The organism is Cytobacillus firmus (genome assembly GCF_023657595.1).
Lineage (GTDB): Bacteria > Bacillota > Bacilli > Bacillales > Cytobacillaceae > Cytobacillus > Cytobacillus firmus_B.
Genome location: NZ_CP098323.1, coordinates 3,692,558 through 3,709,751 on the forward strand (window position 1 = coordinate 3,692,558; position 17,194 = coordinate 3,709,751).

Consider the following 17,194-nt stretch of genomic DNA (forward strand, 5'->3'; position numbering starts at 1 on the left):
ATCCTGTCAAAAAAAATAGTTTACTTCCATTGTAAGAAGTAAACTATCCACTGGCAATTATTTTTTATTCTAAAAAGTCTTTTAAACGTTTGCTTCTGCTCGGATGGCGCAGCTTTCTTAAGGCTTTGGCTTCGATTTGGCGAATACGTTCGCGGGTAACGCCAAATACCTTGCCGACTTCTTCCAAAGTTCTCGTACGGCCATCGTCAAGGCCGAATCGAAGACGCAGAACGTTTTCTTCTCGGTCAGTCAGTGTGTCCAGAACATCTTCAAGCTGTTCTTTCAGAAGCTCGTATGCCGCATGCTCCGATGGAGAAGTGGCATCCTGATCTTCGATGAAGTCACCTAAGTGAGAGTCATCCTCCTCACCGATAGGTGTTTCTAATGAAACAGGTTCCTGTGCAATCTTAAGAATTTCTCTTACTTTGTCTGGAGTTAAATCCATATCTTCAGCAATTTCTTCCGGTGTTGGTTCACGGCCAAGATCCTGAAGAAGCTGGCGCTGAACACGAATCAATTTATTGATGGTTTCCACCATATGGACAGGAATACGTATCGTTCTGGCCTGGTCAGCAATCGCTCTCGTAATGGCCTGGCGTATCCACCAAGTTGCATACGTACTGAACTTGAATCCTTTGCGGTAATCGAATTTTTCAACCGCTTTTATCAGTCCCATATTCCCTTCCTGGATAAGGTCAAGGAACAGCATTCCGCGTCCTACATACCTTTTCGCGATACTCACAACCAATCGGAGGTTCGCTTCTGCCAGGCGTCTTTTAGCTTCTTCATCGCCTTCCTCAATACGGTTGGCAAGTGCAATCTCTTCTTCTGCAGAGAGTAAATCAACACGTCCAATTTCTTTTAAGTACATACGGACAGGATCATTAATTTTCACACCCGGAGGGACACTTAAATCATTAAGATCAAATTCTTCCTCATTTTTTGCAAGTTCCTGAACATTCGGATCTTCATTTTCATTATCACCAACTAACTCAACACCCTGATCTCCGAGGAATTCATAGAATTCATCCATCTGGTGGGAATCAAGTTCAAATTGAGACAATCTTTCTGCTATATCATCATAGGCAAGGACACCTGTCTTTTTTCCTATTTCAACTAATTGATCTTTCGCTTGTTCAAGGGTCAATTCTGTATCAACCTCTTTTGAACGGGCCGACTTTTCAGCCATATGTCCCCCTCCTTCCAAAAATCACACACATTCTAAATCTTCTTAAAATGGGACTTTTCCTAAGGTAATGCTAATCCAAAAACATTTATTCAAGGCACACAGCCTTCTTATAGTGACTTTCGCAAATGAAGAATTTCCATTGCGATTAAAGCCGCTTTAGCATAATCCTTCTGGCGTTCTGCTTCCTTTTCTTCATTTAGTTTTTCTTTTATTTTTAACATCTTTTGATAATTCAACACCTGTTTAAGGTAATCTGATAATTCCTGTTCACTTATTTCATCATTTATGGACATCATTTCTATATCCACCACAATACGCTTAAGCTTTTCATCATTTATAAAATTTATGAATGCACTCGGATCAGGCGTATGGCCTTTTTCGTAGAAACCTAAAAGATAGGTAATAATAGCCTGGTGTTCATCGATGTTAAATGTATTTCCCTGAAGCATATCCTGAACTTTAAATGCTATGTCACTATTCCTGAGCATATGGGCAATCAGCCTTCTTTCCGCTGTATGAAAGGCGGGTTTAAGACTATCAGCCCTTTTGGGTGTCTGCAGCCTTTTTTGAGGCTCGAAAGCACCTTTGCCCTTCTGGCTGCTTTTTCTCTTCTCCGTGTAATAAACCTGTTTTTGCTGCTCTTTCAAGGCTTCCAGAGAAAGTGAAAATTCATTCGCCATCTGGCGAAGATAATGGTCTCTTTCCACCGCTTTATCAAGTCGGCTGATTTCTTTTAATACCTCTTCGATATAAAGGAGCCTATCTCCTTCATTTTGAAGCCTTTTGCCTCTGCGGAGATAAAGAAGTTTAAATGCCATAAAGGTTATGCTGGATTCGATTACATCATGACGAAATTTTTCTTCGCCGTATTCTTTAATATAATCATCCGGATCATAGCCGTCAGGCATCAGTGCCACTCTGATCTGGCAGCCTGCTTCCGTTAGCAGGTTTGCTGCCCGGTATGCGGCTTCGATACCGGCATTATCGGAATCATAACAGATCGTGATTGATTGAACATTTCTTCTTAAGGAAGCAACATGTTCTTCAGTTAAAGCAGTGCCCATCGTACCAACACCATTACCGACGCCAGCACGATCAGCGGCGATTACATCTGCAAACCCTTCAAAAAGAACGGCTCTCTGCAATTTTTTAATCTGTGGTCTCGCCAAATGAAAATTATATAAAGTTTTGCTTTTATTAAAGATTGCTGTTTCAGGGCTATTTAAATATTTGGGCTCATCGGCCCCAAGGGATCTCCCTGAAAAAGCAATCGTATTTCCGCTGCGGTCAAAAATCGGGAACATAATTCTATCTCTGAAGCGGTCAAAATAGTTCCCGTCTTTCTCCCTTTTGATGATCAGTCCTGCTCTTTCCATGACGCCTTCGGGGAACTTTCTTTTAGTCAGGAACTTGAAGACAAAATCCCAGGACTTTAATGAATAACCGATTTGAAATTTCTCAATCGATTCCATCGTAAAGCCTCTATTCAGCAAATATTCTAATGCATGCTGACCATCTTTTGTGTTTACAAGCAGATGGTGATAAAATTTACGCAGAAGCTCATGGGCTTCCATCATCTGCTGTATATCCACAGGCATTGATTTTGCTGATGCTGCGGATGCATCAATTTCGAGCTTGATATTTCCCTTTTCAGCGAGTTTTAATGCGGCTTCCTGAAAGGAATATCCTTCTAAATCCATTATGAAAGAAAACGCATTGCCTCCTGCTCCGCATCCAAAGCAATGGTAGATTTGCTTTTCGGGTGATACAGAAAAGGAAGGAGTATTTTCGCCATGAAAAGGACAAAGCCCAAAGTAGTTGCGTCCTTGCTTGTTTAATTGGATATAGTCGCCAATGACATCAACAATATCTACAGCTTGCCGAATCTCATTTACTTTCTCCTCGGCGATCCGTTCTGCCATATGAACAACTCCATTACTTACTGAGGTATTCGATAAACGTTACTGAATCCCTTCAAAATTCGACAAAATCTTTGTCAGCTGCTGCACAAACCTGGATCGGTCCTCTTGACTAAATGGTTTTGGGCCTTTCCCATAAACCCCTCTTCTTCGCGCCTTGGCTGAAAGGTGCCTCATTTCCAAAGCGGTTCGAATTTCACTTTCCTCAAATAAAATTCCCCTGGGATAAAGGACATAAACACCCTTTAACAAAAGAGTTGATGCCAATCCAATATCTTGAGTTACAACTGCATCTCCTGTTTTCACATTGTTCATTATGAATAAATCTGCAGCTTCCTTACTGCTGTCAACAAATTTCCAGACAGCCCCATTCAGGTCATTTTGCATATGGGCATAAGAAGCAACAAACACTGCGTCCACAGTAAAGGAATTGGCTATTTCGACAATTTCTTCTTTTACAGGACAGGAATCAGCATCCACCATAATGATTGGTTTGCCTAATGTTCTAATAATTCTACATCACTCCGCATAATCCTTCTTTACATGAATAACTTTTGCATAGTGAGATATGTCGAATTTTTTCTTGGTCGAAAGCTTGACATGCCACAATAAATAGTTTATTCCTTGGCAATGAACTCTAAACCTATTCGGATACATTTTTATCACAATTTTTTATTATAGTACATTAATCTCTATTTTGCCATTATTTTATCTGGCAAGAATATAATTTAATTTTGCAGTTTTTATATGAAAAAAGCCCTTGTAACCTTGCCGGGTAAAAAAAAAGAAAAGGCACATAAAGAATTTATGTGCTAGCTTTTTGGAAAGTTTTTCCGGTATTGATTTAGGATCATATTGGCTGTTTCTTCTACTGCTTTGTTCGTAACATCAATAACCGGGCATTTAATTTTGGAAACGGTTTTTTCAAAGTAACCTATTTCTTCTTTGATTCTCTCTATATTTGCATAGCTGGCATTATCGCTTAGACCTAATGATATCAGGCGTTCTCTTCGAATAAAGTTTAATTTTTCAGGACTGATTTTCAGACCGAAGCACTTATCCGGCGGGACTAGAAACAGCTCTTCTGGAGGATCGACTTCAGGCACAAGGGGCACGTTAGCCACTTTAAGGCGCTTGTGGGCAAGATACTGGGAAAGAGGTGTTTTTGAAGTCCTTGATACACCGATAAGCACTATATCAGCCTTTAATATACCACGGGGGTCACGGCCATCATCATATTTTACAGCGAACTCGATTGCTTCAATCTTTTTAAAATAATCTTCATCCAGCTTTCTGACCAGTCCTGGTTCGAAAAGCGGTGTAATGCCGCAGGCTCTTTGGATTTGATCCATTAAAGGGCCAACAATATCAAAAGCATATATCCCTTCTTCAGCAGCCCGCTGGTTAATATATTTCCTCATGTCCGGCTTGACCATCGTATAGGCTATCATCCCATTATCAAGCTTTGCGAGTGAAATAACTTCATCAATATGTACTTTTTCTTCAACATATGGAAAACGCTTGATAGATATATCGCTGCCATTGAATTGGCTCGTTGCAGCTTTTGTTACAAGTTCAGCCGTTTCTCCCACTGAGTCTGAAACGACATAAATGACTGGCAATTTTTCCATCCTTTAACACCATCTCCTTCTTTCACTGCTACTTTTCCCCGGCTAGAGCCAAGAATGCTTTCGTCAGATTTGTTTTGGTTATCCTGCCGTTTACTTCAAACCCTTTCTCCGTCTTTTTTACAACAGGAAGGGCGTCGATCTGCTTTTCAATCAGCTTTTTAGCAACTTCGATAAGCAAATCATCTTTTTCACACATGGTAATGTTAGGCATTCTGGTCATAATGATATTTACAGGGATGGAATTTAGCTCCTGCTTGCCAATACTTGCACGGAGTAAATCCTTCCTTGACAGAACCCCAACAAGCAGTGAACCCTGATCGACAACAAATAACGTGCCGACATCTTCCAGAAACATTGTCACAATTGCATCATATACCGACACATTCTCATTAACCACTACAGGAATAGATTGATAATCCCTTACATATAGCTTTTGAAGGTTTTCAGTCAGCAGCTGCGCCCCAGTCTTCCCTGTATAAAAATAGCCTACACGCGGACGGGCATCTAAATAGCCTGCCATCGTTAATATAGCCAGATCCGGCCTTAGTGTTGCCCTCGTTAAATTAAGCTGTTCTGCAATACTCTCACCAGTGATCGGCCCGTTTTCCTTAACGATTTCTATTATTTTTTCCTGCCTTTTATTTAATTCGATTTTTCTCACCACCTAATCTGAAAAGGAGATGCTTTTGGCACTCATTTCCCACTATAATAAGGTTATACTTTTATATAATTATTATATACTATTTGTCATAAATGAAAAGATGTGTTTCATCTATAGTTTGATTTACGCTGCCTAATATGCCCAAAATACGAAAGAGCCCGTCAGTGTGATAAACAGGCTCTTTCCTGACAGCCACGGCAGCTGTCCTCATCTTAGATTTTAATCGTATTCAAGCATAAGACGCAAAGTTTTAGCTTATTACTTAACAATTATTTCGTTCATATTTGCAAATTTCTTTATCACATCAGACAAATGTGCCATTTGATGCAGCCTATTGCGGCGAATTTCCTGATTCTCATCCATTACCATAGTATGCTCAAAGTACTGATCAATTTCAGGTTTCAAGCTGATTAGCAAGTTAAAGGCTTCTTCCTCTTTAACCTCTTTTTTCAACTCCTCGGTTACTGATAAATATTTACTGAACAGAGCTTTTTCATTATCATTTTCAAATAAGCCGCTGTCAATATCCCCTTTATCTTCAGCCTTAGAAGCAATGTTGATTACCCGGCTAAGCGCTTCAATGCTTTCCTTGAAGCCATCTGCATCCTTGTTGGATTCCAATACCTGAGCCCTATTCACAAGTGAAGGCACGGAGCCGATATCATTTCCTAATACAGCTTCAATTAAGTCATAGCGTATTGCTTTTTCCTGCAGCATATATTTAATTCTTAATTTAAAGAAAGAAACTAATTCCTGCATTAAATCATTTTTTGATTTCTTTCCTATATTCGCATTCAGCACGGTCTCTAAAGATAATGCGATCAATTCTTCGAGTTTCAAATCCCAGTGTTTAGCCAGTAACGTCTGGATGATACCGGATGCCTGTCTTCTTAAAGCATATGGATCCTGGGAACCGCTTGGAATAATTCCAATTGCAAAGGATGACACAATCGTATCCAGCTTCTCAGCAATGGAAAGCACTGCACCAGCATCACTTTCCGGCGTCTGGTCCTCTGCATTGCGCGGCATGTAATGTTCATTAATTGCACGCGCCACAGCTTCCTTTTCACCTTTTTGCAGGGCGTATTTTTCTCCCATAAACCCTTGCAGCTCAGGAAATTCGTAAACCATATGTGAAACAAGGTCAAACTTAGAGATTTCAGCAGCGCGGTCTGTCACTGCTTTTGCTTCACCACTGAAGTCAAGAATCTCACTCAGCTTTGCTGCCAGCTGGCGGACACGGTTTACCTTTTCAGCAAGGGTTCCAATTTCTTCGTGATACACAATGTTATTGAGTTTTTCGAGCGATGCTGAGATATCCGTTTTTTGGTCTTCTCTGTAGAAGAAAGCTGCATCAGAAAGCCTTGCCCGCAATACCTTTTCATTTCCTTTAGCCACTTTTTCCAAATGTTCATGTGAACCATTCCGGACTGTCACAAAGTAAGGAAGAAGAGTGCCATCTTTGGACTTTACCGGGAAATAGCGCTGATGCTCTTTCATGGAAGTAATTAACACCTCTTCCGGAAGCTCAAGGTATTCTTCTTCAAACTTGCCATATAATGCAGTCGGGTACTCAACCAGATTATTTACTTCTTCCAATAAATCTTCATCCACCGGGACAACCCAGCCATGTTCTTCCTCAATTTTTTCCAATTGAGAGAGAATGGCACTTTTTCTTTCCTGAGGGTTAGTGATCACATATTGAGCCAGCAATGCCTTTTCATAATCAGCAGGATTGTTAATCTCAATCTCTTCCCCTAAAAAGCGGTGACCTCTTGTAAGATTGGAGGTCTGGACATTTGTGATTGAAAAAGGAATGACTTCATTTCCGAATAATGCAATAAGCCATTTGATCGGCCTGATAAAACGCAAATCCTGGTTTGCCCAGCGCATGTTCTTCGGGAATGATAGCGAGGTAATAATCTGCTGAAGTTCAGGCAGAAGAGCAGCTGTTTCCTGACCTTTAATGAATTTGCTGACATGGGCGTATTCAACGCCGTTAATTTCTTTAAAAAATATATCTTCAATAGAAGCTCCCTGACCCCGGCTGAATCCAACCGCAGCTTTTGACCATTCTCCATCTTCTGTTAAAGCGATTTTTTTCGCAGGTCCTTTCGCTTCCTCATTTATGTCCTCCTGGGCGGTATCCACTCCCCTTACAAGAACAGCCAAACGGCGGGGAGAGGAGAAAGCGCTGATCTCTTCAAAAGATATTTTCTTTTCCAAAAGCCATGATTTCACTTTATCTGAAAGCTGATTCATTGAATTAGTGACAAATCTGGCAGGCATTTCTTCGAGTCCAATTTCCAGCAGAAGATCTTTCTTATTCATGAGAGCCTTCCTCCTTATCCTTTAGAATTGGGAAGCCAAGTTTTTCTCTCTCTTCATAAAAGGTCTTGGCTATTTTTCTGGCCAGATTCCGGCACCTTGCAATATAGCCTGTTCTTTCTGTTACTGAGATCGCTCCCCTGGCATCGAGCAGGTTAAAAGTATGGGAACATTTCAATACATAGTCATAAGCCGGGTGTACAAGCCCTTCATCCATTTGCCTATGTGCTTCTTTCTCATAAATATTGAACAAATTGAAGAGCATTTCCTGATCTGATGTTTCAAACGTGTATTTCGAATGCTCAAACTCGGGCTGCAGGAAAATGTCCCTAACTGTAAATCCTTCTGTCCATTCAAGGTCAAAGACATTTTCCTTATCCTGAATGTAAGAGGCAAGCCTTTCAATTCCATATGTAATTTCAACAGACACAGGCTTGCATTCTAATCCGCCTACCTGCTGGAAGTATGTGAACTGTGTTATTTCCATTCCATCAAGCCACACTTCCCACCCTAAGCCCGCACAGCCCAGTGAAGGATTCTCCCAGTTATCTTCCACAAACCGGATGTCATGTTCAAGCGGATCAATGCCCAATGCCTTAAGTGAATCAAGATACAGCTCCTGGATATTATCAGGGGATGGCTTCATGATCACCTGAAATTGATGATGCTGATAAAGCCGGTTGGGATTCTCTCCATATCGGCCATCAGCCGGACGGCGTGAAGGCTCTACATAAGCCACATTCCACGGCTCTGGTCCGATTGCACGTAAAAATGTATATGGGCTCATAGTACCTGCGCCCTTTTCAGTATCATAAGCCTGCATCAGGATACAACCCTGTTCAGACCAATGTTTTTGAAGTGTTAATATCATGTTTTGAATATTCATAGGACACCTCTTTCGTATAAATAGTTATATTTCGTCTCTCAATGTTGTCCGTTGATTTCCGCTCCAGGCTGCTCGCTTTTCCTGCGGAACATAAAAAACTCCCGTCTCTATGCCAAATGGCATAGGGACGAGAGTTACCCGCGGTTCCACCCTATTTGCTGCGAGTTTGAACGCAGCCTCTTTGGTTGTCAATAGACAAAATTGCTCCAGAGCGCCCTTCCTTAACTATCCATACCCGGCTCCCACTGTCCCGGGTTCGCTTTAATGAGAAAAAGTTAAGTACTCTTCTCCTTCACAGCAATAATATTTTATTAATTTGAATCATAGCGGAATCACATTGGATTGTCAATCTTTAATAAAAAGCAAGACGAGCTCATTACATCAGATCATTAAACTTGTCCATTTGATTCAAAAACTTCTTAGTCTTAAGGCTTAAGCCGGAATACTCTTCATAATAAGCAGAGATAATCTTTTTCAATTCAGCTTTGGTTTCCGGTTTAACAGAGATATTGCCGAGCCTGGACAAGTCAAAAAAATAAAACAGGCGCAGCAGCTTAATTGTCGCCTGTGATACTTTATAATGGTAAGGATCCTTATCAAGACAGCGGTGACAAATGAGGCCGTTTTCCCGGATTGAAAATGCAAAATGCCCGTCAGTGCTCCCGCAGACAGAACATTGATCAAGAACTGGATATAAACCCAAACCGTTCAGCATTTTCATTTCATAAATGTTCGTGAGAATCTCCGGATCATATCCTTCGTTTATTAAATTTAGCGTTTGATGCAGCAATTCGAACAAAAATGGGTTGGGCTTCTTATCCTCACTGCTTTTATCCGTTAAATCGACAATATAGCTTGCATAAGCCGTAAGAAAAATATCTTCTTTAATAGATCGCATGGATGAAATCATGTCACCCTGCTGCAGGGTGCCCAGACCGCTTCCGCGCTGAACTAAAAAATTCCCGTATGTAAAAAGCTGGGTGACAGCAGCAAGTCTGCTGTTCGGTTTTTTAGCTCCTCGTGCCATCACACCAACTTTTCCCCATTCACGGGTATATAAAGTAACTATCTTATTTGTTTCACTATAATTAGTTGTCCTGATGACAATGCCTTCACATTTATCAAGCAACCGTGACACCATCCCTGTCTTTCGACAAACCTATGAGATGGGAAAATCAGCTTCTGCTAGCTCTTCGTCATTGCTGCCGGGTATATCCTGAGTTTCCTTTTCTAGCTCCTTGAAGAGAAGATATGTGTCAATGTTTCCTGTCTGGGAAAACACTCTCCAGGTAAAATCCATCATCGAAAACCCCACCTTTCAGTTATTCAACTAGCAATTCTTTATCCCAATACATTTATCTATATCATAGCCTGTCTTTGTAAAATCATGAGACGAAAATATTGTCAATCACCTGTATGCATATAAACCAGAAATGGATAATACTTTAATTAGGGCTGGTTCAGTACTCATCTTCACGGAAGCCAAAATCGCGGAGCTGAGACATTTTATTGCGCCAGTCTTTCTGGACTTTGACCCACAGCTCCAGAAAAACCTGTGATCCAAGAAGATTTTCAATATCCACCCTTGCTCTTTTTCCGATTTCCTTGAGCATTTTTCCTTGCTTTCCAATGACAATGCCTTTCTGGGAGTCACGTTCCACAATGATCGTAGCCATGACATGAACGACATCTTTATCTTCGCGGCGCTCCATTTTATCAATAGTTACAGCAAGCGAGTGCGGTATTTCCTCTCTTGTTAGATGCAGCGCTTTTTCCCTGATCAGTTCAGAAACGATAAATCTCTCAGGGTGATCTGTTACCTGATCAGCAGGATAAAACTGCGGCCCTTCCGGAATATATTTTTTAATCTGTTCTAAGAGCGTCTCTACATTATTGCCTTCCAAAGCAGAAATGGGGATAATTTCACTGAAATCGTACTTTTCCTTGTAAGACTCAATAATTTTAAAAAGTTCATCTGGATGCACCTGGTCAATCTTATTGATCACAAGGAAAATTGGCGTACGGACTGACTGAAATTTCTCAAGTATGAATTCTTCACCGCGTCCAAAGCCTTCCTGGGCATTTACCATAAACAGGATGACATCCACTTCTTTCAGTGTGTTTTGGGCAACTTTCATCATAAAGTCTCCCAGTTTATGCTTTGGCTTATGGATTCCTGGCGTATCAATAAAAATAAATTGTGCGTCATTGGTTGTCAGGACACCCTGAACTTTATTGCGCGTCGTTTGCGGCTTATCACTCATAATGGCAATTTTCTGCCCAATTACGCGATTTAAGAATGTTGACTTTCCTACGTTTGGTCTGCCGATTATGGAAATAAAGCCTGATTTGTGTCCTTGTTGTGTATTATTCATGTAAGTCCTCCGGTGAAAATGCTCCTGGCAGTAATTCTTCAACTGTTAATTCTTTAATATCCCCTTTTAAGTTGGTTAAAACAACTTTCATTTCAGGCGGACATAATTCGGATATTACCTGTCTGCATGCACCGCATGGGGGGACAGGACGGTCTGTGTCCGCAACAACAGCAATGGCTGAAAAGCTTTTTACGCCATCAGAATATGCTTTGAAGAGAGCAGTCCTTTCAGCGCAATTACACATGCTGTACGCTGCATTTTCTATGTTGCAGCCGTGAAAAACCTGACCGTCACTGCTTAATAGCGCCGCTCCCACTTTGAATTTTGAATATGGCACATATGCTCTATCTCTTGCAATCTTTGCTTCCTGTATTAGTTGATCGTTATTCACAAATATTTCTTCCTTTCCTGTAAAACGGAACTGCTCCCGATGCAATCATGGGCCTTGGGGCTCGCAAAGCTTCTTTCTGTGAAAAGCAGCCGCTTCTCTCTTATTTTACAACATTTTACTTTGATTTTCATCGTTTGTAGCAAAAACGTAATAAAAAAATTGAATTTTCTAAAAATATGCAGGCTGTTTAAATTTTATCTGGCCATTGATATCTAAGTGGCATCCCTCAAAATCTCCCCGGCCTGTGAAATTTAATGCTGTTCTGTCATTTTAGCTGATTCAGTGAACGTTTTCAAACTCAGGCCCGATAATTCAAAGCAGATTACGGTCAGCCATAATTATTAATATAGAAAAAGCAAAAAAGCAAAGCTGCCCATTCGGACAGCTTCACTTTACTGCAAAAATTTCAGGATTTTAGGGAGGAATATTACTCCGCCTATTATTACACTTATAATGGCAAACACCAGCACCGCTCCAGCGGCTATATCCTTCGCCTGTTTGGCAAGGGGATGGTAATCTTCTGTTGACAGATCCACAGCCCTTTCAATGGCTGTATTCAGCAATTCAAGTGAGAACATTCCCCCGATGGCCAGCAGAATGATCATCCATTCAAGCCTGGTAATGCCAAAATATATTCCAGAGAACATGACAGCCAGGGATACTGCCAAATGTATCTGCAGATTCCTTTCATTCACTAACGCCATTCTAATTCCGGAAAAAGCAAACACAAAGGATTTGAGGACATTGTGTTTTCGGACTTTTTTATCTTGTGAGCCCGAATTCATCAAGTATATCCTTCTGGCGGGAAAACATTTTTTTCTCATCTTCCGGATTTTCATGATCATAGCCAAGAAGATGCAGGAAGCCATGGACCGCCAAAAAGCCAAGCTCCCTAATAAAAGAATGTCCATACTCCTCCGCCTGCTCCTTCGCCTTAGCAGTGGAGATAATGATATCCCCCAGGATTCGCGGCATATCAGCACCAATCAGTTCAACTTCACCTTCACCCAGCTCTTCCATCGCGAAAGAAATAACATCTGTCGGCCGATCTTTATCCCGGTACTCCCTGTTGATTTCGCGGATGCGCTCATTGGTCACAAAAGTAATGGATACTTCGCTTTCAGGCTCCACAGATTCTTTTGAAGCCGCAAAGTTAATTAACTCTTTGATTTTGGCTATATCATTTTCCTGGAGCTCAGTCGTTTCGTCTAAAAAATCAATGTTTAAATTCATGCCTGTTTCACCTTCTGTTTTGTCATTTCAGGATACTCAATACGTGAATGGAAAATTCCGTTTAACGTTTCACAGAACGAGTGTGAAACAGTTTCCAGTTCTTTTAAGGTTAAATCACATTCATTCAGCTGTCCATCCTGAAGCCTGTCTGCGATTATCTTTTTGACTAAATCCTCTATTTGCTCTGTTGTAGGATGTGCCATCGAACGGACTGCAGCTTCTACGCTATCCGCAATGCCAATGACTGCCGACTCTTTTGATTGCGGTTTAGGTCCAGGATAGCGGTAGTCCTCTTCTTTTACCTCGAGACCATTCTGTTTTGCTTTGTAGTAAAAATATTTCAGCAATGTTGTTCCATGATGCTGTTCGGCAATATCCACTATCTCCTTAGGCATCTTATGCTTTCTCAGCATTTCAGCACCATCTGCGGCATGGGCGATAATAATATTCTTACTGGTCTGGGGAGGAAGCCGATCATGCGGATTTTCTATATTCACCTGATTTTCGATAAAAAACTGCGGCCGTTTCGTCTTGCCGATATCGTGATAGTAGCAGCCCACCCTTGCTAAAAGTCCATTTGCCCCAATAGCTTCACAAGCTGACTCGGAGAGATTTGCAACCATTACACTATGATGGTAGGTTCCGGGAGATTCAGTTAGTATCTTTCTCAGCAGCGGATGATTAGGATTGGATAGCTCAATCAGCCTCATAGTAGACAAGATTCCAAATCCCGCCTCAAAATATGGCAGCAGGCCAATGGCCAGGACTGCAGATGAGATTCCTGAAATCAGAGCGATTACAAAGTAAAATCCATATTCAATCGTCTCATAGTGGCCATTTCTTAAGAAAAGCATTGAAAAGATAACAAGGATGTTTACCGCAGATACAAATAAACCAGCCTGCAATATTTTGGAGCGGCGATTCTGCTTACTTAAAAACAATATGGCCGCCAATCCGCTGCAAAGGATGTAAATGGCTGATGTCAGCTGGAATGTCCCTGTAACACCTTCATTAAAAATGATGCTTCCGCTGATAGCCATAATAATTGTGTAGTACATTGCAAGCTTTTCATCAATCAGTATCTTAATCAGCATAGCTCCCATTGCTGCAGGATATATATACCCTATCTCTGAGTAATCAGCGTATTGGAAAAGGCTTATGACCTTCATAAGCAATATCGATAAGATAAAGACAAGGCTGAACAGCAATAAATAGCTTTGCTTTAATTCTCTCTGTACATTCAGTTCGTGGAAATAATAATATAGGGCTGATAAAACAATGACAATGATTAGAGATAAGCCGATAAAAGGCTGAATCGAATTAACACTGTCCAGAAGCCCTACAAGTTCAAGCTGTCGGTATATGTCCCTGCTGATCAGCTGATTTTCTTCAACAATGATCTGTCCCTGAAGGATTTTTACTGGCTCGACACTCTCAATGGTCTGCTGCCGCAATTCTTCTGTGGCAGCAGGATCATAAAATTGATTTTGATATATTGCATAGCGCCCCAGCTCTATTGCGGCTTTTTTTATTTCTGAATTTAAGCTGGTGAACTTTAGTTCTTCTTCAACGCGCTTCTTAGCGTTCTCCACCTGTTCGGCCGGAATTTCATTATTCATGATTTTATTGATGGCAGTAACAGTAAGGTCTTTCGCAATGCTCAGTTCACCCTCCTTGGCCTGCAGCAAGGCAAGGAAGACGCCATCCGATACTTCACGTGTTACGTCATCAGTGAGTTTTTCTTTAACCATGGACAATTTCTCTTCAGGACCAGGGGCGGAAGGGTCCGGTTCCACTACATCTTTGTCTGACTCATTTGCAGCAGCCTTCTTTTTCTCTTCCATCTCTTCTTTTACTTCTTCATTCACTTCCGAAACTGACCCGAAAATGGAGGTAACCAGGTCAACTCTGTTTTGGGCAATCTCTTTTTTTACAACGTAAATATCCTTAACATTATTTTCAGCTTCTTTTCTCTTTCTTTCTGTGCTTGCTTTATCCTCTATTGTTATGGGTGACCTTATTGTCTGTTCAGCTACAGAGAACAGACTTAAATCCAGCTTTTCAGGTTTCACATTGCTATACATGGAAAAATACATAGCAACTCCCAAAAGAAAAAATAAGAGAACACGAAAAAAGGTCATATTAAGTAAATTTTTGATTGTAGTCATACTTTGCTGAAGATTTGGCACATTTACCCCTCCTGTCCTGGGTAAAAAAACTTCCAATATTCTTAAATGTTTTAATTATTAATTATGTAAGATCATAACAGTTTTTCTGTTGGTTTTCACCAATGAAAAAGACCTATCTAACAACAGGTTACCTAAACATTTCATTAATAGCAAATAATTCCATGGTAATTACCTGCCGATTTTATCAGCTAAAGAAAAAACCGCCAAAACGGCGGCTTAAAGGTTCATTGGCTATCTTCTTTTTGGTATGCCTGAATAATCCTGGCCACAAGCGGATGCCGCACAACATCACTTTGTTCCAAGTGAACGAATGATAGTCCGCTTACACCCTTAAGTGTGTCTTCTGCTGCAATCAGGCCTGATTTTACACCTTTTGGAAGGTCAACCTGTGTTCTGTCTCCGGTAATAATCATTTTTGAACCAAAGCCCAGCCTGGTTAGAAACATCTTCATTTGTGCCTGAGTTGTATTTTGCGCTTCATCCAGTATGACAAAGGCATCATCTAAAGTTCTTCCGCGCATATAAGCCAGCGGTGCAATTTCAATCGTGCCTCTTTCAATCATTCTTTGCGTATGCTCTGCACCTAATATATCATGCAAAGCATCATACAAAGGCCGTAAGTAAGGATCTACTTTTTCCTTCAGATCTCCTGGCAGAAAGCCAAGGCTTTCCCCTGCTTCGACTGCAGGGCGGGTAAGAATGATTCTTTTCACATTCCCATTTTTCAAAGCATTGACAGCCATGACAACTGCCAAATACGTTTTTCCTGTTCCTGCTGGCCCTATGCCAAAAACCAGGTCATTTTGGCGGATTGCATGAATGTATTGCCGCTGTCCTAATGTCTTAACACGAATAGACTTTCCTTTTGCATTTTTGGTGATTTCTTCTTCGTATAAATCGCTGAAATACTCCAGTGTTCCCTTGTTTGCCATTTGAAGAGCATACATAACATCTCTCTGGCTTATATTTATTCCTTTCCGGATTACATAAAGCAGTTTATCCAGAACCTTTCCAGCCAATTCTACCTTCTCCATTTCACCAGACACATAAACGGATTCTCCCCTGGTTACGATGGAGACATTCAGTTCTTGCTCAATAATTTTTAGGTTTGCATCTGAATTGCCTAATAATGCAATGGCTTCATTAGGATCTTCAAGTTGCAGGTTCATTGTTTTCAAGTCTTCTGTCATTCCGAATCTCCTTGAATAATTGGTTGTCCTTCTGCAATATTCTCAATAATTTGGAAATGTATTGCTATAGTTACTTTACCATTGTCAATTGATTGGTGCAAAACTTTTTCTCCCTTAACTTTAGCATTTTCATCTAAGCTGCTTTTTATTTTTTTTCTTGCCAAATCTTTCGCAGCTTCAAAAGCCTCTTTATTGGAATATATTCTGGTGACTTGCTCTCTTTCACGGAATGTCTTGTTTACATATGAAACAGGCAGTTCCCATTTCAGGAACTTTACTGCTTTCTCATTTTCCTCTAATTCATACTCTTCAAACTCCGGTTTTCCAAAACCCCATATAGGAATTTCAAGATTTCCGATTGTAATGCTATGCTTAACCTTTTCATTGCCGCTGAAGACTTTGAATGTGCTCTTAAGCGGAAGAATGACTTCAGATTTATACCATGTTTCCCCGAAAACCTCCCCTTTTGAAGGAACAGTCTCCGTTTGGCCCTCTTTACCGATTATCCCTGAGACTAAAAGCTGTCCTGGCTGAACATGATCGTGAATATCGACGACCGGACGTCCTTCTTCAACAAACATTTCTACAATGACAGCTTTCTTCTTGGCTACCAGATGACGCGGGCTTAAATACTCGGGTTTCTCAGGTTCATTTTTCTCAACTACCTGTAAATGGTAGGTTGTCCCTTTTAACTCCACGCCAACCCATGTTATTGCCTCAATATTGTTGGATAGAGTCCGCTGAATAGACTCCACGTTATCTACAAAGAACTGCAGCTTTCCTTTTTTAACCCCCATCTTGTCCAATTCTTTGATGATCTGATATTCAGTTGCAGGATTTGCCCCCTTAATCTCTATGCCCCAAACCATATTGGATAAAAGGAGAATAACAGCAAAAAACGCGAGGGCACCAGCTGCAAATCCGCTGTTTTTCAGCAGCCTTTTCATAAGGAACGGTGCTCCTGCCCGCTGCAGGAACTCGATTCTGCAATCGCTGTTCCTGGCGTGGCTCCTTATTTTTTTTGCATCTTCCAATTTCATTTTGAAGGTGACTGATTGCGTGCCATGGTTCTTTACATTCCAGATGTTGATTCCGCTCCGGGTAAGAGCATTAATAAATCTTTCTATTCCTTTCCCGCTTGCTTTAACTGTTACAAGGCCCCTGTAAAATTCGATCCACTGGTTCTTCATTTCCTTCCCCCT

16 protein-coding genes and 1 other annotated feature are annotated in these 17,194 nt (G+C 40.9%); all 16 genes read right to left on the reverse strand.

Translation table 11 applies throughout. The features are described from left to right. Window positions 1-64 precede the first annotated feature (64 nt). Window positions 65-1,189, reverse strand: coding sequence for an RNA polymerase sigma factor RpoD (gene rpoD / locus NAF01_RS18745; RefSeq protein ID WP_035332682.1), 1,125 nt, complete (start codon window positions 1,187-1,189; stop codon window positions 65-67). A 107-nt stretch (window positions 1,190-1,296) separates the two neighbouring features. Next, window positions 1,297-3,111, reverse strand: a complete 1,815-nt coding sequence (gene dnaG, locus NAF01_RS18750; protein WP_197213408.1) for a DNA primase — start codon at window positions 3,109-3,111, stop codon at window positions 1,297-1,299. A gap of 39 nt (window positions 3,112-3,150) precedes the next feature. Continuing rightward, window positions 3,151-3,591 (reverse strand): YaiI/YqxD family protein, encoded by a 441-nt coding sequence (locus tag NAF01_RS18755; RefSeq protein WP_226618318.1) that lies wholly within the window; start codon window positions 3,589-3,591, stop codon window positions 3,151-3,153. 329 nt (window positions 3,592-3,920) lie between these two features. Then, window positions 3,921-4,739 (reverse strand): pyruvate, water dikinase regulatory protein, encoded by an 819-nt coding sequence (locus tag NAF01_RS18760; protein WP_048011152.1) that lies wholly within the window; start codon window positions 4,737-4,739, stop codon window positions 3,921-3,923. A gap of 28 nt (window positions 4,740-4,767) precedes the next feature. Continuing rightward, a complete protein-coding gene (locus NAF01_RS18765) occupies window positions 4,768-5,403 on the reverse strand; it encodes a transcriptional regulator CcpN (protein ID WP_048011153.1) in 636 nt (211 codons plus the stop codon). A 255-nt stretch (window positions 5,404-5,658) separates the two neighbouring features. Continuing rightward, complete coding sequence (glyS, locus tag NAF01_RS18770; RefSeq protein WP_250800960.1) at window positions 5,659-7,731, reverse strand: glycine--tRNA ligase subunit beta; 2,073 nt, start codon at window positions 7,729-7,731, stop codon at window positions 5,659-5,661. Beyond that, window positions 7,724-8,614 (reverse strand): glycine--tRNA ligase subunit alpha, encoded by an 891-nt coding sequence (gene glyQ / locus NAF01_RS18775; RefSeq protein WP_035331136.1) that lies wholly within the window; start codon window positions 8,612-8,614, stop codon window positions 7,724-7,726. The genes glyS and glyQ overlap by 8 nt, the downstream gene beginning before the upstream one ends. Window positions 8,615-8,734: 120 nt before the next feature. After that, window positions 8,735-8,919: a binding site (T-box leader), on the reverse strand. A 71-nt stretch (window positions 8,920-8,990) separates the two neighbouring features. Next, complete coding sequence (recO, locus tag NAF01_RS18780; RefSeq protein ID WP_048011156.1) at window positions 8,991-9,743, reverse strand: DNA repair protein RecO; 753 nt, start codon at window positions 9,741-9,743, stop codon at window positions 8,991-8,993. A 30-nt stretch (window positions 9,744-9,773) separates the two neighbouring features. Beyond that, window positions 9,774-9,917, reverse strand: coding sequence for a YqzL family protein (locus NAF01_RS18785; RefSeq protein ID WP_009332996.1), 144 nt, complete (start codon window positions 9,915-9,917; stop codon window positions 9,774-9,776). 157 nt (window positions 9,918-10,074) lie between these two features. Then, complete coding sequence (era, locus tag NAF01_RS18790) at window positions 10,075-10,989, reverse strand: GTPase Era (RefSeq protein ID WP_048011157.1); 915 nt, start codon at window positions 10,987-10,989, stop codon at window positions 10,075-10,077. Next, a complete protein-coding gene (locus NAF01_RS18795; protein ID WP_082139023.1) occupies window positions 10,982-11,425 on the reverse strand; it encodes a cytidine deaminase in 444 nt (147 codons plus the stop codon). The genes era and NAF01_RS18795 overlap by 8 nt, the downstream gene beginning before the upstream one ends. A gap of 347 nt (window positions 11,426-11,772) precedes the next feature. Further along, the gene (locus tag NAF01_RS18800) at window positions 11,773-12,165 is read right to left on the reverse strand and encodes a diacylglycerol kinase family protein (protein ID WP_048011158.1); all 393 of its coding nucleotides are present in this window, start codon (window positions 12,163-12,165) and stop codon (window positions 11,773-11,775) included. After that, the gene (gene ybeY, locus NAF01_RS18805) at window positions 12,143-12,613 is read right to left on the reverse strand and encodes an rRNA maturation RNase YbeY (protein WP_048011159.1); all 471 of its coding nucleotides are present in this window, start codon (window positions 12,611-12,613) and stop codon (window positions 12,143-12,145) included. The genes NAF01_RS18800 and ybeY overlap by 23 nt, the downstream gene beginning before the upstream one ends. Continuing rightward, window positions 12,610-14,802: an HD family phosphohydrolase gene (locus NAF01_RS18810; protein WP_250800961.1), complete on the reverse strand. Its 2,193-nt coding sequence runs from the start codon at window positions 14,800-14,802 to the stop codon at window positions 12,610-12,612. The genes ybeY and NAF01_RS18810 overlap by 4 nt, the downstream gene beginning before the upstream one ends. Before the next feature lie 224 nt (window positions 14,803-15,026). Continuing rightward, the gene (locus tag NAF01_RS18815; protein WP_048010287.1) at window positions 15,027-15,992 is read right to left on the reverse strand and encodes a PhoH family protein; all 966 of its coding nucleotides are present in this window, start codon (window positions 15,990-15,992) and stop codon (window positions 15,027-15,029) included. Further along, on the reverse strand, window positions 15,989-17,182 hold the full coding sequence (gene yqfD / locus NAF01_RS18820; RefSeq protein ID WP_226618314.1) for a sporulation protein YqfD: 1,194 nt from the start codon (window positions 17,180-17,182) through the stop codon (window positions 15,989-15,991). Before yqfD ends, NAF01_RS18815 begins: the two co-directional genes overlap by 4 nt. Window positions 17,183-17,194 lie beyond the last annotated feature (12 nt).

What these genes read in the sequence shown, in the direction of transcription:
- dnaG (WP_197213408.1), bottom strand. Translation starts at nt 3,111, where the DNA reads ATGGCAGAACGGATCGCCGAGGAGAAAGTAAATGAGATTCGGCAAGCT.
- glyS (WP_250800960.1), bottom strand. Translation starts at nt 7,731, where the DNA reads ATGAATAAGAAAGATCTTCTGCTGGAAATTGGACTCGAAGAAATGCCT.
- NAF01_RS18760 (WP_048011152.1), bottom strand. Translation starts at nt 4,739, where the DNA reads ATGGAAAAATTGCCAGTCATTTATGTCGTTTCAGACTCAGTGGGAGAA.
- rpoD (WP_035332682.1), bottom strand. Translation starts at nt 1,189, where the DNA reads ATGGCTGAAAAGTCGGCCCGTTCAAAAGAGGTTGATACAGAATTGACC.
- NAF01_RS18755 (WP_226618318.1), bottom strand. Translation starts at nt 3,591, where the DNA reads ATGGTGGATGCTGATTCCTGTCCTGTAAAAGAAGAAATTGTCGAAATA.
- ybeY (WP_048011159.1), bottom strand. Translation starts at nt 12,613, where the DNA reads ATGAATTTAAACATTGATTTTTTAGACGAAACGACTGAGCTCCAGGAA.
- NAF01_RS18800 (WP_048011158.1), bottom strand. Translation starts at nt 12,165, where the DNA reads ATGAATTCGGGCTCACAAGATAAAAAAGTCCGAAAACACAATGTCCTC.
- yqfD (WP_226618314.1), bottom strand. Translation starts at nt 17,182, where the DNA reads ATGAAGAACCAGTGGATCGAATTTTACAGGGGCCTTGTAACAGTTAAA.
- NAF01_RS18815 (WP_048010287.1), bottom strand. Translation starts at nt 15,992, where the DNA reads ATGACAGAAGACTTGAAAACAATGAACCTGCAACTTGAAGATCCTAAT.
- NAF01_RS18785 (WP_009332996.1), bottom strand. Translation starts at nt 9,917, where the DNA reads ATGATGGATTTTACCTGGAGAGTGTTTTCCCAGACAGGAAACATTGAC.
- era (WP_048011157.1), bottom strand. Translation starts at nt 10,989, where the DNA reads ATGAATAATACACAACAAGGACACAAATCAGGCTTTATTTCCATAATC.
- glyQ (WP_035331136.1), bottom strand. Translation starts at nt 8,614, where the DNA reads ATGAATATTCAAAACATGATATTAACACTTCAAAAACATTGGTCTGAA.